Below are 13,521 nucleotides of genomic sequence, written 5' to 3'. Positions count from 1 at the left end.
GTGGCCGAGCGTTGGGAGCGCCTGGAGGCGAGGCCCGCCGGCAGGCTCCTCCGCCTGGCGGTGGGGTTCTTCCTCCTCCGAAGCCTAAAAGGGAGCCTCCGGGGGGTCTACCTCCGGGGGGAGGCCCCGGAGGGTCCCCTGGTGCTCGCCCTAAACCACCACAGCTTCTTTGACGGGCACCTGGTGTGGCTTTTGGGGAGGTTCTACCGGAGGCCCACGAGCCTCCTGGTGGCGGAGGAAAACCTGAGGAGCTTCCCCGTCTTAAAGCTCGCGGGGGCCCTCGAGGCGGGAAGGGTCCGGGAGGCCCTAAGGAGGCTTAGGCGGGGGGAGTGGGTGGCCCTCTTCCCCGAGGGGGCGATGGCCTACCCCGGGCCCCTCCGCCCCTTGAGGCAGGGGGCAGCGTGGCTGGCCAAGCGGGCGGGGGTTCCCCTCCTTCCCGTGGCCTTAAGGGTGGTCCTCCGGGGTTACGAGCACCCCGAGGCCTTCCTCTGGATCGGAAAGCCCCTCCCCCCGGGGGAGGACCTCGCCGGGGCCTTGGGGGGGCTTCTAGCAGCGCTTGACGCCCTCCTCGCCCAAACCCACCCCAGGGAGATACCCGAGGGCTTCCTTGAGGTGCTTCGGGGAAGGCGGAGCCTGGAGGAAAGGATCCTGCCCTTGGTACGGCTCTTTCGGCCATGACGGGGGACTTCTTCTTCGGCGTCTTCCTCTTCCTCCTCCTAAGGTGGCTCGCCCTCCTCTTTAACCTCCTCGCCTTCCCCCGCTTAAGGCCCCGCCCCACGCCCCAAAGGCCCACGGCCTCCCTCCTGGTCCCGGCCCGGAACGAGGCGGAAAACCTAAGGAGGACCCTTCCCAGCCTCCTCCGGCAGGGGGCCCTCGAGGTCCTGGTCCTGGACGACCTCTCGGAGGACGGCACCGCCCAAGCGGCCCTGGAGGTAGCGGGCACCCACCCCGCCTTCCGGCTCCTCCGAGGCACTCCCCCGCCCCCGGGGTGGAAGGGGAAGAACTGGGCCTGCTCAAAGCTCGCCCAGGAGGCCCGGGGCGAGGTCCTGGTCTTCACCGACGCCGATGTCCTCTGGGAGGAGGGGGCCCTGGGGGGGCTTTTGGAAGCCCTGGAGGGCAGGGAGATGGTCTCGGCCCTGCCCAAGCAGGAGGTAGGCCTTGGGGACGGGGCCCTTGTGGCCTTCGTGATGAACGGGCTCTTTTCCTTCCTGCCCCACCCCCTTCTGGAGCGCTTACGGGTGGCGAACGGCCAGGTCCTGGCCTTCTGGAGGGAGGCCTACTTCGCCTCCGGGGGGCACGGGGCCGTGCGGGGGGAGGTCTTGGAGGACGTGGCCCTGGCGAGGCGGGCGAGGGCCTACGGGCTTTTCCTGGGCGGGGGGCTTTTCCGGGTGCGCATGTACCGGGGCTACGGGGAGGCGGTGGAGGGCTTTGGGAAAAACTTCCTGGACATCCACCTTAAAAACCCTGCCCTGCTCCTGGGCTCGGCCATTTACCACCTCGCCCTCTACACCCTGCCCTGGCTCTTCGGTCGGTGGGACCTGGGGCTTATGGGGCTCCTGGAGCGGCTTCTGGTGCAGCGGGCCTTGGGGGGGGCCCTCTGGCCCGGCCTCCTCGTCCCCCTCGCCCCCCTTCTCCTCCTTCCCGTGTACCTGCGGGCCCTCCTCCCGGGGAAGCGCTGGAAGGGGCGGGAGGTGTAGGCGCCTGACCCTGGCCGGATGGCGGGCTTCCGCCACCTCCCCGTGCCCCTCGGATAGCCCTCTGTGGGCCAAGCCCAACTGAGGGGGGGAGGCGACCTGATAGACTCCTCCCCATGCGCGCTGTAGTCATCGGAAGCGGGGTGGGGGGGCTCTCCGCGGCCATCCGGCTCGCCGCCATGGGCCTTGAGGTCCTGGTCCTGGAGAAGCTCGGGGGTCCGGGAGGGCGGGCCTCCGTCCACCAAGCCCAAGGGTTCACCTTTGACATGGGCCCCACGGTGATCACCGTCCCCCCCTTCCTGGAAGACCTCTTTGCCACGAAGCCCGGCGACCCCAGGCTCTACCCCGACTTCCCCCAGGAGGAAGGGCTTGCCCACACCGAGCGCTACGTGAAGCTCGTCCCCTTGGACCCCTTCTACCGCCTCCACTTCCCAGACGGCACCCACTTTGACTACAGGGACGACCCCGAGCACCTGCAAAGGGAAATCGCCCGCCTCGCTCCGGAGGACCTCGAGGGCTACCGCCGCTTTGAGGCCCACGCCCGGGCCCTTTTCCAGAAGGGCTTTCTGGAGCTCGGCTTCACCCACTTCGGCAGCCTCCTTGACCTCCTCAAGGTGGCCCCAGACCTCCTCAAGCTGGACGCGGTGCGGCCCCTTTTTAGCCTCGTCTCCCGCTACTTTCAAAACCCCAAGACCCGGCAGATCTTCTCCTTTGAGTCCCTCCTCATCGGGGGAAACCCTCTCGCCGTGCCCGCCCTCTACGCCATGATCCACTTTGTGGAGCGCCGCTGGGGGGTGCACTTCGCCATGGGGGGGACGGGGGCCTTGGTGCAGGGGCTGGTCAGGAAGCTTCAGGAGCTCGGGGGAAAGGTCCGCTTTAACGCCCCCGTGCGCCGCATCCTCACCAAGGGGCGCCGCGCGGTGGGCGTGGTCCTGGAAGACGGGGAGAAGCTCGAGGCCGACCTCGTGGTCTCCAACGCCGACTACGTCCACACCTACGGCGAGCTCCTCGCTCCCGAGGACCGCTTCTGGCACGCCGACTGGCGCCTCAGGCGCACGCGGCTTTCCATGAGCCTCTTCGTGGCCTACTTCGGCTTCAAGGCCCGTGGGGACGAGGGGGAGAAGCTTAAGCACCACAACGTCCTCCTCTCCCACCGCTACGAGGGGCTCCTCCAGGACATCTTTGGGCGCAAGGTCCTCCCCGAGGACTTCGCCCACTACCTCCACCTCCCCACCCTCACCGACCCCTCCCTGGCCCCCCCGGGCCACCACGCCGCCTACACCCTGGTCCCCGTGCCCCACAACGGGAGCGGCCTGGACTGGGGGAGGCTCGGCCCCGGCTACCTAGAAAAGGCCCTCCGCTACCTGGACGAGAGGGGCTTTCTCCCCGGGCTGATGGACCGCCTGGTCTACGCCCACTACATCACCCCGGACTACTTCCAGTGGACCCTGAATAGCCACCTGGGCAACGCCTTCGGCCCCGAGCCCGTGCTCTGGCAGACGGCCTCCTTCCGCCCCAAGAACCGCTCGGAGGACGTCCAGGGCCTCTACCTGGTGGGCCAGAGCTACCAGCCCGGGGCGGGCCTGCCCAGCGTGATGATGTCCGCCAAGATGACGGCGAGGCTCATCGCCCACGACCTGGGGCTGGAGCGGATGCCGAGAAGCCTGCAGGAGGGCCTTACGTGAACACCGCCGAGCGGAAGCGGAAGCATCTGGAGGCCTGCCTCGAGGGCGAGGTGGCCTACCAGAGGACCACCACGGGGCTGGAAGCCTTCCGCCTCCGCTACCAGGCCCTGGCGGGCCTTGCCCTTTCCGAGATAGACCTCACCACCCCCTTCCTGGGGAAGACCCTGAAGGCCCCCTTCCTCATCGGGGCCATGACCGGGGGGGAGGAAAACGGGGAAAGGATCAACCTGGCCCTGGCCGAGGCCGCCGAGGCCCTGGGGGTGGGAATGATGCTGGGCTCGGGCCGAATCGTCCTGGAGCGCCCCGAGGCCCTGAGGAGCTTCCGGGTGCGCCAGGTGGCCCCCAAAGTTCTCCTCATCGCCAACCTAGGCCTCGCCCAGCTCAGGCGCTACGGCCGGGAGGACCTCCTGCGCCTGGTGGAGCTTTTGGAAGCGGACGCCCTCGCCTTGCACATCAACCCCTTGCAGGAGGCGGTGCAGGGGGGGGACACGGACTTCCGGGGCCTTCTTGCGAGGCTAGAGGCCCTCCTACCCCTTCCCTTCCCCGTCTTGGTGAAGGAGGTGGGGCACGGCCTCTCCCGGGAGGCGGCCCTCGCCCTACGGGACCTACCCCTGGCGGCGGTGGACGTGGCCGGGGCCGGGGGGACGAGCTGGGCCCGGGTGGAGGAGTGGGTACGCTTCGGGGAGGTACGCCACCCGGAGCTCTGCGAGATCGGAATCCCTACCGCAAGGGCCATCCTGGAGGTCCGGGAGGTCCTGCCCGAACTTCCCCTCGTGGCCTCTGGGGGGGTGTACACGGGGACGGAAGCCGCCAAGGCCCTGGCCCTGGGGGCAGACCTTGTGGCCGTGGCCCGGCCCCTTTTGCGGCCTGCCCTGGAGGGAGCGGAGAGGGTGGCGGCCTGGATCCGGGACTACCTGGAGGAGCTTAGGACCGCCCTCTTCGCCATCGGGGCGGGAAACCCAAAGGAGGCGCGGGGGCGGGTGGAGCGGGTGTAACTAGAAGGCGTGGAAGCCCAAGAGGCCCGGCTCCGCGAGGTCCTCGCTCCCTTCCCCCAGGTCCAGGCCGCCTTCCTCTTTGGGTCCCGCGCCGAGGGGCGGGCGCGGGCGAATAGAGGCCCTGGGCCGGATTCTCGCCCGGTTCCTCTAGGCCCCGGGAACGTGCATCAGGGCCCGGGGATAGGGCTCCAGGAGGGCCTGGGCCTCCACGTAGGGCTCGGCGAAGCGCCGGGCCCAGGAGGCGAGGAGGGCGAGGGGGGCCTCGAGGGGAAGGCGCTCCTCCCGGAAGTCCAAAAGAAGGTCCAGGAAGTGGGCCTTCTCCCTAGGGGAAAGGGCCTTTTTGAAATGCCCGAAGGCGTGGAGGAGGGCGTCGGCCATGGCGCCGAGGCGGTAGGGCCTCTCCGTGGCCCGCAAAAACCCCTCCTCGTAGGCCCGATGGACCTCGGGGAAGGGCCTCCCCTGGGCCTCGGCGAGGAAGCGTCCCAGGACCCTCGCCTCCTTCTGGCTGTAGGCCATAAGGAGGAGCTTGTAGCGGGCGTGGAAGGCCTGGAGGCTAGGAAGGTCCCGCACCTCCCGCAGCCTGGCCAGGCCGAAGACCCGGGTGAGGAACTGGGCCCGGATCCTGGCGTTCGTGAGCCGCCCCTCGTCCTCCTTGGGGAGGAGGGGAAAGCGCTCCTCCACGAGCCTGGCGAAGAGGCCCGCGCCCTTCCCCACCACCCCGCCCCCTTCGGGGTGGGCGTAAACCTTGGCGTCCTTGAGGGCGCAGCTGGGGGAGCGGTTTTTGAGGAGGAAGCCTTCCACCTGGCCCAGGCCCTCGAGGAACCCCCGGCCGAAGGCCTGCATCCTCTCCGTGAGGTCCTCTCCGGTCCTGGGCTGGACCATCCTAACGCCCCCTTCCCCCCGCACCAGGCGCACCACCGGCCTCGGCACCCCGAGGCCGATCTCCACCTCGGGGCAGACGGGGAGGAAGTCCACGTGCTCCCTAAGGGCCGCCACCACCTTGTCGGGGATGAGCTCCCCGGAATAGCGCACGGCGGCGAACCCCAAGCAGGCGCTCACCACGAGGCGAGGCTTGGGCCAGGAGGAGCCCATGACCCCATGGTACAGGGTGGGGGAAGGGAGGCGGCCCAAGAGGGGCCCCAGGGAAGCCGTAAAATGGAGGGGTGGCGGAAGTCCGCGTGGGCACGGCAAGCTGGACTGACCCCACCCTCCTCGCCTCCGGCTGGTACCCCCCCGAGGCGAGAAATGACCCAGAAAAGCGCCTCCGCCACTACGCCCGTTTCTTTGACACCGTGGAGGTGGACAGCACCTTCTACGCCCTGCCCCGCCTCGAGGTGGTGCGGAAGTGGGCGGAGAGGACCCCCGAGGGCTTCCTCTTTCACGTCAAGGCCTTCTCCGCCTTCACCGGCCACGGCCTCGAGGCGAAGGCCCTCCCCAAGGACCTAAAGGTCCTCCTCCCCCAAGAGGAGGGCCACCTTCCCCAGCGGGAGGTGCCGGAGGAGGTGGTGGAGGAGGCCTGGAGGCGCTTCTTCGCCGCCTTAAGCCCCTTGAGGGAAGCGGGTAAGCTGGGATACCTCCACTTCGGCCTCCCTCCCTGGACCGAACCCAAACCTAGGAGCTTCCAGTACCTAGAGCGCCTGGCGGAGAGGACCCGAGGGTACTGGGTGGCCGTGGAGTTCCGCAACCCCAAGTGGTACACCGCCTGGGGGTTCGTGAGGAAGGAGCTCTCCCGCCTTGGTCTCATCCACGTGAGCGTGGACGCACCCCCCCACCCCGAGGCCCCCCCGAGGGTCCTCGAGGCCACCCACCCCGTGGCCGTCCTCCGCTGCCACGGCCGGAACGCCGACACCTGGAAGGGACCCCACGGGAAGCCCTACGAGCGCTTCAACTGGCGCTATAGCGAGGAGGAACTCCGAGACCTTGCCCAGGCCACAAGGACCCTGGCGGAGGGTGCGGAAAGGGTTTTCGTCCTCTTCAACAACAACTACGGCACCCAAGGGGTAGAGGCCGCCTTGGGGCTCAAGGCCCTTCTGGGGCTTGCCTGACCCCCCTTTATGCTAGAATGAACCAGGTTGGGGAGTAGCCCCAAGGCCGGCCTCCCGTCAGGACGGGCCCCTAGGCCCCGGGAGGCCGGGGGCGGTAAGGCCCGGGCAAGACCACCGCGCTTGCGGTGGTCTTTTTCTTTGGGAGGTGGACATGGAGGCCAGCGCGATCTCGGTGATCCTGATCCTGGTGGTTCTGGAAGTCATCCTCTCCGCGGACAACGCCCTGATCCTGGGGGTCTTGGTCCAGAAGCTACCTGTGCCCCTAAGGCGCAAGGCCCTCTTCTACGGGATCCTGGGGGCCTACCTCCTGCGGGGGCTCGCCCTGCTCTTCGCTGCCCTGGTGGTCAAGCTCTGGTGGGTCCAGGCCCTGGGAGCGGCCTACCTCCTCTATATCGCCCTCAAGCACTTCTTGTCGCAGGAGGCCCAGGCCCCGGCCCAGGCCCACCTCGAGGTAGGCGCCGCCCAGTTCTGGAAGGTGGTGGCCCAGGTGGAGCTCATGGACTTGGCCTTCGCCGTGGACTCCGTCCTGGTGGCCGTAGCCCTTTCCGACACGCTCTGGGTGATCTACACCGGGGTCTTCCTGGGCATCCTCGCCCTGCGGCTCCTAGCCAGCCTGGTGGTGACGCTTCTGGACCGCTATCCCCGGTTCAAGCACCTGGCCTACCTGGTGGTGGGCCTGGCGGGGGTGAAGCTGGCCCTGGGGGGATGGGACAAGCTGGCCAAGGAGACGCTCGGGCGGCCTGAGCTGGCCTTGGGGCTGGACAAGGAGGCCTTCAGCCTCCTCATCCTCCTGGTGCTCCTCGTAGGTAGCCTCTGGGCCCTACGAAAGCCCGCCCCCCAGACCTCCTAGGATGGGCGCCTACCTTGTTCCCGCCCTCGTCCTCCTCCTGGAAGTGGGGCTTCCCTTTGGCCTCTTCGTCCCCGGGGGGGACACTCTCCTCCTCGCCCTCGGGGCCCTGGCCGGGGAGGGAAGGCTTGCCCTCTTCCCCCTCCTCCCCCTCCTCTTCCTGGGGGCGTTGGCCGGCCACGCCCTCGGGTACGGGGTGGGGCGCCGGCTTGGGGCCGGGATCAGAAAGCGCTTTCCCCCAGAACTCCTAAGGCGCGGGGAAAGGTTCCTCGGCCGCTTTGGCCCTTCCGCCCTCCTCGTCGCCCCTTTCGTCCCCGGCCTGCGCACCCTCATCCCCCTCCTCTTCGGGGCCCTGGGCTATCCCCTCCTTCCCTACCTGCTCCTCGCCGCCATGGGGAGCCTCCTATGGACCCAGGGCCTGGTGCTCTTGGCCTTTTTCCTGGGGCAGAGGGTGCCGGCCTGGCTCCTCTTTTCCGGGCTTCTCCTCCTGGCCCTCCTGCCCCTGGCGCGGCGGAAAAAGGGCCGGACTTAAACGTACTTCTCCCCGCGCACCACCCAGACGTTTTCCACGTAAGCGATCATGGCGTAGTGGGGAAAGTACGCCTCCTGTAACCTATGGAGGATCCTTAGGGCCACCTCCTCGGGAACGAGGGTCTCGAGGCGGATGTTCTGGCCTTCCCAGTCCACGCTCCTTATCCCCCGGGAGCCCTCCCCCCGGGCCGGGGTGATGGTGTACCCCTTGGCCCCCAGGCGTTTGATCTCCTCCACCAGCCGCTTCTCCAAGAGGCTCTCCGCTACGATGGTCAAGAGCTTCAAGGGCACAAGGTCCACGGTTCACCTCCCCAGGGCCTGGGCCAGGGCGTGGTAGAGGGGGATGCCCAGGACTAGGTTAAAGGGAAAGGTGACGGCCAGACTCGCCGTGAGGTACAAGCTCGGGTTGGCCTCGGGCAGGGCGAGGCGCACCGCCGCCGGGGCGGCGATGTAGGAGGCGCTGGCCGCCATGGCCCCCAGGACCGTGGCCCCCCCTACGGAAAGCCCCGCCAGGTGGCCCAGGTAGACCCCCAGGGCCCCGTGGACCAGGGCCAGGCCCACCCCGAAGAGGAGCAAGCGCGGCCCCACGCGCCTTAAGGCGGAAAGCCTCGAGGCCGCCACCATCCCCAGGTCCAGGAGAAAGAGGGTGAGGGCCCCGTAGAAGGGGTCCACGAAGAAGGCCTTGACCCGCTCCATCCCCGCCTCCCCCGAAAAGGCCCCCACGAGAAGCCCCCCCAGGAGGAGGACCACGCTCTTCCCGGTGAGCACCTCCGGCAGGGCCTCCCCCAGGCCGCCTTTCCGCTTGGCGAGAAGGAGGGCCACCACGATCCCCGGCACCTCCAGGAGGGCCACCAGGGTGGGCAAAAACCCCTCCGGGCGGTGGCCCACCCCCTGGGCGAAGGTGAGGGCCGCGAGGAAGGTGACCGCGGAGACCGAGCCGTAGTGGGCGGCCAGGGCCCCGGCGTCCTCCCGCCCCACCCCGAGGAGGCGCCTCGCCAGGAGGTAGCCGGAAAGGGGCCGGAAGAGGCCCAGGAAGAGGGTGGCCAGGGCGGGGAGGAGGAGCAGGGCCAGAGGGGTCTTGGAGAGCTCCACCCCGCCCTTAAAGCCGATGGCGAAGAGAAGGTAGATGGAAAGGGCGGTGTAGAGGGCCTCGGGGAAGGCCAGGTCGCTCCTTAGGCCCCGGGCCAAGGCGCCCAGGAAAAAGGCCAAGACCATGGGGGAAAGGAGGTTCAGCTTGAGAAGCTCAAGGGCGTCCATCGCCCTCCCCTTCTACCAGAGGGCTTAGGCTTGTACAATCCGGTACGATGCGGCCCTTGGTAGGCGTCATCATGGGTTCCCGGTCCGACTGGGCCACCCTGCGCCACGCGGCGGAGACCCTCGAGGCCCTGGGTATCCCCTACGAGGTGCGGGTGGTCTCCGCCCACCGCACCCCGGACCTGATGGCCGAGTACGCCAAGACCGCGGAGGCGCGGGGCCTCCTCGTGATCATCGCCGGGGCCGGGGGGGCGGCCCACCTCCCCGGGATGACCGCGGCCCACACCCCCCTCCCCGTCCTCGGGGTGCCGGTGGAAAGCCAAGCCCTAAAGGGCCTGGACTCCCTCCTCTCCATCGTCCAGATGCCCGCCGGGGTCCCGGTGGGCACCCTGGCCATCGGGAGGGCGGGGGCGGTGAACGCCGCCCTCCTCGCCGCGAGCATCGTGGGCCTCACGCACCCCGAGGTCATGGAAAGGCTCAAGGCCTACCGCCGGGCCCAGACCGAGGCCGTCCTCGCCCACCCCGACCCCCGGGAGGAGGCGTGAGGATCGGCGTTTTGGGCGGAGGGCAGCTCGGGCGGATGCTGGCCCTTGCGGGCTATCCCCTGGGGCTTTCCTTCCGCTTCCTGGACCCTTCCCCCGAGGCCTGCGCCGGGCAGGTGGGGGAGCTCGTGGTGGGGGGCTTCCTGGAGGAAGGAGCCCTCGCCCGCTTCGCCGAGGGGCTTTCCCTCGTCACCTACGAGTTTGAAAACGTCCCCGTGGAGGCGGTCCGCTTCCTGGCGGACCACCTCCCCGTCTACCCCCCGCCCGAGGCCCTGGCGGTGGCCCAGGACCGCCTTTTGGAGAAGACCTTCATGCAGAGCCTTGGCGTCCCCACGCCGCCCTTTCACCCGGTGGAGGGCCCGGTGGACCTGGAGGAGGGCCTCAGGCGGGTGGGCCTCCCCGCCCTTCTCAAGGTGAGGCAGGGGGGCTACGACGGCAAGGGGCAGGCCCTCCTTCGCACGGAGGAAGAGGCCCGGGAAGCCCTGAAGGCCCTGGGAGGCCAGGGGCTTCTCCTCGAGGGCTACGTTCCCTTTGACCGGGAGGTCTCCCTCCTTAGCGTGCGGGGGCTCGGAGGGGAGGTGGCCTTCTACCCGCTCGTGGAAAACCGCCACCACGGGGGCATCCTCCGCCTCTCCCTGGCCCCGGCCCCCGGGGTCTCCGAGGCCCTAAAGCGGAAGGCGGAGGACTACGCCGGGAGGGCGCTTGCCGCCCTGGGCTACGTGGGCGTTCTTGCCCTGGAGTTTTTCCAGGTGGGGGAGGAGCTCCTCTTCAACGAGATGGCCCCCAGGGTGCACAACTCTGGCCACTGGACCATAGAGGGGGCGGAGACGAGCCAGTTCCAAAACCACCTCCGGGCCCTCCTGGGCCTCCCCTTGGGGAGCACCGCACCCCGAGGGTACAGCGCCATGGTGAACCTCATCGGGCAGAAGCCCGACTTCGGAGAGGTCCTGAGGCTAAAGGGGGCCCACCTCCACTGGTACGGGAAGTCCGTGCGCCCCGGGCGGAAGGTGGGCCACATCACCCTGAGGCGGGATCGCCCACAAGACCTGGAGGAGGCCCTGCCCCGCCTGCTCTTCTTGGCCCAGGCCCCCGCCGTATAAGCCCCGGTGGAAAGTCCCCGCGAGGGTATAATCCCCGGCAAGGAGGCCCACATGGAAAGGTTGGCCAGGCTCAAAGAAGTTCTGCGCGCGGCCCAGGCCCATCCCCTTTACCAGGAGAAGCTCCGCGGGGTGGACCCGGAGGGGTTCGCCCTGGAGGATCTGCCCGGCCTTCCCCTCACCACCCGGGAGGAATGGGTGGCCTTTCTGAAGGAAAACCCCAGGCCCCCCGAAGGGGCGAGCCTCATGCACCTCACCCCAAGCCCCCTCCTGGGGTGGATGCCCGAGTACCTCTCCCAAGACGACCTCCGCTACCAGGCGGAGGCCCTGGCGGCCCACTACCGCAGGCTCGGCCTGGTGGGCAAGAGGGTGCTGGTGGCCTTCAGCTACCACGTGTTCGCCGGGGGGTGGCTCTTCCACGAGGCCCTAGTGAGGGCAGGGAACCTGGTCCTGCCCCACGGGCCCGGGGAAGCGGCCCGCATCGCCGAGATCGGGCGGACCTACGGGTTTGATGTCCTGGTGACCAACCCCTCCTTCGCCCTCAAGGTGGGCCAGGCGGGAGGGCGCTTTCCCCTCCTTCTGGCGGGAGGGGAGCCCTTCACCTCCGTGCCCGGCTTCCGGGAAAGGGTGGAGGCCGCCCTGGGCGGGGTGGCCCTGGACGCCTACGGCACCAGCGAGCTCGGCATCGTGGCTGGAGAGGGCTTAGGGAAGGAGGGCCTCTGGGAAATTCCGGAGATGGCGGTCCTCGAGGTCCTAGACCCCGAGACCCTCAGGCCCGTGCCGGACGGGGAGAAGGGGGAGCTCGTGGTCACCGCCCTAAGCCGGACCCTCATGCCCATGGTGCGCTTCCGCACCGGGGACCTGGCCGTGGCCGAAAGGCGGGGAGGGCTCACCCTCCTCCCCCGGGGGGTTTTCGGCCGGACGGACGCCATGGTGAAGGTGAAGGGGGTGAAGCTCTACCCCACGGAGCTCGGCCCGCTCCTCGCGGGCTTCGGCCTGGACCCCAGGGGCTTCCAGGTGGTGGTGGAGAGGAAACTGGAGGGCACGGACAAGCTCGTCCTCCGCCTGAAGGCGGAGAGGGTGCCGCCCGGGCTCATGGAAGCGGTCCAGAGGGCCACCGGACTCAAGGTGGATGAGGTGGAGCTGGTGGGCGAGCTAGAGGGAGGCCTGGTGGTGGACCGCAGGTTCTGATCCCGCCCGCGGAAGGGAGGGCGGCGGGGCGCTTGTTATTCTTCTCTCATCCAGCAGGGGTATACTCCCGCCAAAGCCAAGGGGCCCTTGCGGTATAGTGAGGGCAAACCCTGCGTCTTGGGCAGAAGGAGGCAAGATGCGGTTTTTCGTGCTGGGCGACGTTTCCGTGGATTTGCTTTTCTTCGTGGAGCGCATCCCCGAACCCGGGGAGGAGCTTCCCGCCCGAAGGGCGCTCATGAAGCCCGGGGGGGCAGGGGGGACCCTGGCGGCCCAGCTCGCCAGCCTCGGCCACCGGGTCTTTTTGGCGGGCCGGGTAGGCCAAGACCCCTTCGCCGATCTCGCCCTGAGCCGGGTGCGGGAGGTGGGGGTGGACCTCAGGTACCTCCAGGAGGACCCGGAGCACACCACGAGCTCCGTGCTCATCCTGGTGGTGCCCGGAGGGGAGCGGTCCATGGTGAGCGCCGAGGGGGCAAGCCGCCACCTGGACCCCGCCCTCTTCAAGCCTCGCTTCCTGGACCAGGCGGACGCCGTGGTCCTCTCCGCCTACGCCCTGGTGGGAGGGCCCTCCCGGAGCTACGCCGCGGAGGTCCTCGAGGCAGCGAGGAGGCGGGAGATGCCCGTCTTCGCCGACCTGGGCACGGGGGCGGTGCGGGCGGCGGGACGGGAGCTCCTCAAGCACCTCCGGGGGGTGAGCTGGCTCCTCATGAACCAGGCCGAGCTCCTGGCCCTCACCGGGGCCGTCTCCCTCTCCGAGGGGGTAGCGCGGCTCCGGGAAGAGGGCTTCCGGCACCTGGCCATCAAGGTGGGGGCCATGGGCTCCATCCTGGTCACCCCGGAAGGGGAGGAGCTCCTGGAGCCCTATCCGGTGGAGGACATTGTGGACTCCACCGGGGCGGGAGACGCCTACACCGCCGCCTTTGCCCACGCCATCCTCTCGGGGAGAAGCCCCCTCGAGGCCGGCCGCCTGGCCAACCTGGCGGGGGCCCTGGCCGCCACGGGCCTGGGGGCCCAAGGCCGGCTCCTCCGCCTAGAGGACCTGGAAGTAAAGGCGCGCTAGGGCCAAAAACGCGAGGCCCGCCTTCCCGCTCTTCTCCGGGTGGAACTGGGGGGCGAGGAGGTTTTGCCGGGCGAGGAGGGCGGTAAAGGGGGTGCCCTCGTACGTGCCCACCCCCAGGGAGTGGGGGGTCAGGGGGCCGTAGTAGGAGTTGGCGAAGTAGAAGTGGCGGCCCGAAAGGGGCGCAAAAGCCCCCTGGAAGGCCAGGGCGTTCCACCCCATCTGGGGCACCCTCCCCGCCCTGAAGCGGCGCACCTCCCCGGGGAAGAGGCCGAGGCCCTTCACCCCCGGCGCCTCCTCGCTCGCCTCGTAGAGGACCTGCATCCCCACGCAGATGCCGAGGAAGGGAAGGCCCCGTTCCAGGTGCTGGAGGACCCGCTCCACGAAGCCGCTTTCCCGGAAGGCCCGCATCACCTGGCCGAAGTGGCCCTGACCTGGGAGGACGAGGAGGTCCGCCTCCTTGTGGGCCTTGGGGTCCTGGGCAACCGCCACGGCGAAGCCCGCGGCCTCGAGGGCCTTGGCCGCGCTCCTCAGGTTCCCCGAACCGTAGTCTATGAGAAGCGCCTTCATCTTCCTCTCGCCTGGA

15 protein-coding genes are annotated in these 13,521 nt (G+C 69.2%); 11 read left to right on the top strand and 4 right to left on the bottom strand.

Annotated features, from left to right (window positions below):
* The 4 genes from H531_RS0104175 (at position 1) to fni (ending at position 4,374) form a co-directional block, all read left to right on the top strand.
* Positions 1-678: a lysophospholipid acyltransferase family protein gene (locus tag H531_RS0104175; protein WP_022798107.1), complete on the top strand. Its 678-nt coding sequence runs from the start codon at positions 1-3 to the stop codon at positions 676-678.
* Positions 675-1,697: a glycosyltransferase family 2 protein gene (locus H531_RS0104170; protein ID WP_022798106.1), complete on the top strand. Its 1,023-nt coding sequence runs from the start codon at positions 675-677 to the stop codon at positions 1,695-1,697. The genes H531_RS0104175 and H531_RS0104170 overlap by 4 nt, the downstream gene beginning before the upstream one ends.
* 113 nt (positions 1,698-1,810) lie before the next feature.
* Positions 1,811-3,379, top strand: coding sequence for a phytoene desaturase family protein (crtI, locus tag H531_RS0104165; protein ID WP_022798105.1), 1,569 nt, complete (start codon positions 1,811-1,813; stop codon positions 3,377-3,379).
* Positions 3,376-4,374: a type 2 isopentenyl-diphosphate Delta-isomerase gene (gene fni, locus H531_RS0104160; RefSeq protein WP_022798104.1), complete on the top strand. Its 999-nt coding sequence runs from the start codon at positions 3,376-3,378 to the stop codon at positions 4,372-4,374. The genes crtI and fni overlap by 4 nt, the downstream gene beginning before the upstream one ends.
* Positions 4,375-4,521: 147 nt before the next feature.
* Here the strand turns inward: fni and H531_RS0104155 are convergent, their stop codons facing one another.
* Positions 4,522-5,466: a YbgA family protein gene (locus tag H531_RS0104155; protein WP_022798103.1), complete on the bottom strand. Its 945-nt coding sequence runs from the start codon at positions 5,464-5,466 to the stop codon at positions 4,522-4,524.
* 71 nt (positions 5,467-5,537) lie between these two features.
* Between H531_RS0104155 and H531_RS0104150 the strand changes: the two genes are divergently transcribed.
* The 3 genes from H531_RS0104150 (at position 5,538) to H531_RS0104140 (ending at position 7,798) form a co-directional block, all read left to right on the top strand.
* Complete coding sequence (locus H531_RS0104150) at positions 5,538-6,419, top strand: DUF72 domain-containing protein (protein ID WP_022798102.1); 882 nt, start codon at positions 5,538-5,540, stop codon at positions 6,417-6,419.
* Between the two features lie 151 nt (positions 6,420-6,570).
* Positions 6,571-7,269, top strand: coding sequence for a TerC family protein (locus H531_RS0104145; RefSeq protein WP_028490636.1), 699 nt, complete (start codon positions 6,571-6,573; stop codon positions 7,267-7,269).
* A gap of 1 nt (position 7,270) precedes the next feature.
* The gene (locus H531_RS0104140; protein WP_022798100.1) at positions 7,271-7,798 is read left to right on the top strand and encodes a DedA family protein; all 528 of its coding nucleotides are present in this window, start codon (positions 7,271-7,273) and stop codon (positions 7,796-7,798) included.
* Here the strand turns inward: H531_RS0104140 and H531_RS0104135 are convergent.
* Both H531_RS0104135 and H531_RS0104130 read right to left on the bottom strand, forming a co-directional pair.
* Positions 7,795-8,097, bottom strand: coding sequence for a P-II family nitrogen regulator (locus H531_RS0104135; protein WP_022798099.1), 303 nt, complete (start codon positions 8,095-8,097; stop codon positions 7,795-7,797). The genes H531_RS0104140 and H531_RS0104135 overlap by 4 nt on opposite strands.
* Positions 8,098-8,100: 3 nt before the next feature.
* Positions 8,101-9,054, bottom strand: coding sequence for a sodium-dependent bicarbonate transport family permease (locus tag H531_RS0104130; RefSeq protein WP_022798098.1), 954 nt, complete (start codon positions 9,052-9,054; stop codon positions 8,101-8,103).
* Positions 9,055-9,101: 47 nt separating this feature from the next.
* On the opposite strand from H531_RS0104130, the gene purE reads away from it, so the two are divergent.
* The 4 genes from purE (at position 9,102) to H531_RS0104110 (ending at position 12,938) form a co-directional block, all read left to right on the top strand.
* The gene (gene purE / locus H531_RS0104125; protein ID WP_022798097.1) at positions 9,102-9,596 is read left to right on the top strand and encodes a 5-(carboxyamino)imidazole ribonucleotide mutase; all 495 of its coding nucleotides are present in this window, start codon (positions 9,102-9,104) and stop codon (positions 9,594-9,596) included.
* Positions 9,593-10,693 (top strand): 5-(carboxyamino)imidazole ribonucleotide synthase, encoded by a 1,101-nt coding sequence (locus H531_RS0104120; RefSeq protein ID WP_022798096.1) that lies wholly within the window; start codon positions 9,593-9,595, stop codon positions 10,691-10,693. The genes purE and H531_RS0104120 overlap by 4 nt, the downstream gene beginning before the upstream one ends.
* A gap of 51 nt (positions 10,694-10,744) precedes the next feature.
* Positions 10,745-11,881, top strand: a complete 1,137-nt coding sequence (locus H531_RS0104115; RefSeq protein ID WP_022798095.1) for a phenylacetate--CoA ligase family protein — start codon at positions 10,745-10,747, stop codon at positions 11,879-11,881.
* A gap of 136 nt (positions 11,882-12,017) precedes the next feature.
* Positions 12,018-12,938, top strand: coding sequence for a carbohydrate kinase family protein (locus H531_RS0104110; protein ID WP_022798094.1), 921 nt, complete (start codon positions 12,018-12,020; stop codon positions 12,936-12,938).
* Here H531_RS0104110 and hisH read toward each other — a convergent pair.
* Entirely contained in the window at positions 12,909-13,505 is a 597-nt protein-coding gene (hisH, locus tag H531_RS0104105; protein WP_022798093.1) for an imidazole glycerol phosphate synthase subunit HisH, read from the bottom strand. The two genes, H531_RS0104110 and hisH, sit on opposite strands and share 30 nt — an antisense overlap.
* Between the last annotated feature and the right edge of the window lie 16 nt (positions 13,506-13,521).

This window comes from Thermus islandicus DSM 21543 (assembly GCF_000421625.1).
Taxonomy (GTDB): domain Bacteria; phylum Deinococcota; class Deinococci; order Deinococcales; family Thermaceae; genus Thermus; species Thermus islandicus.
This window is presented reverse-complemented; position numbering and strand designations above follow the sequence as displayed.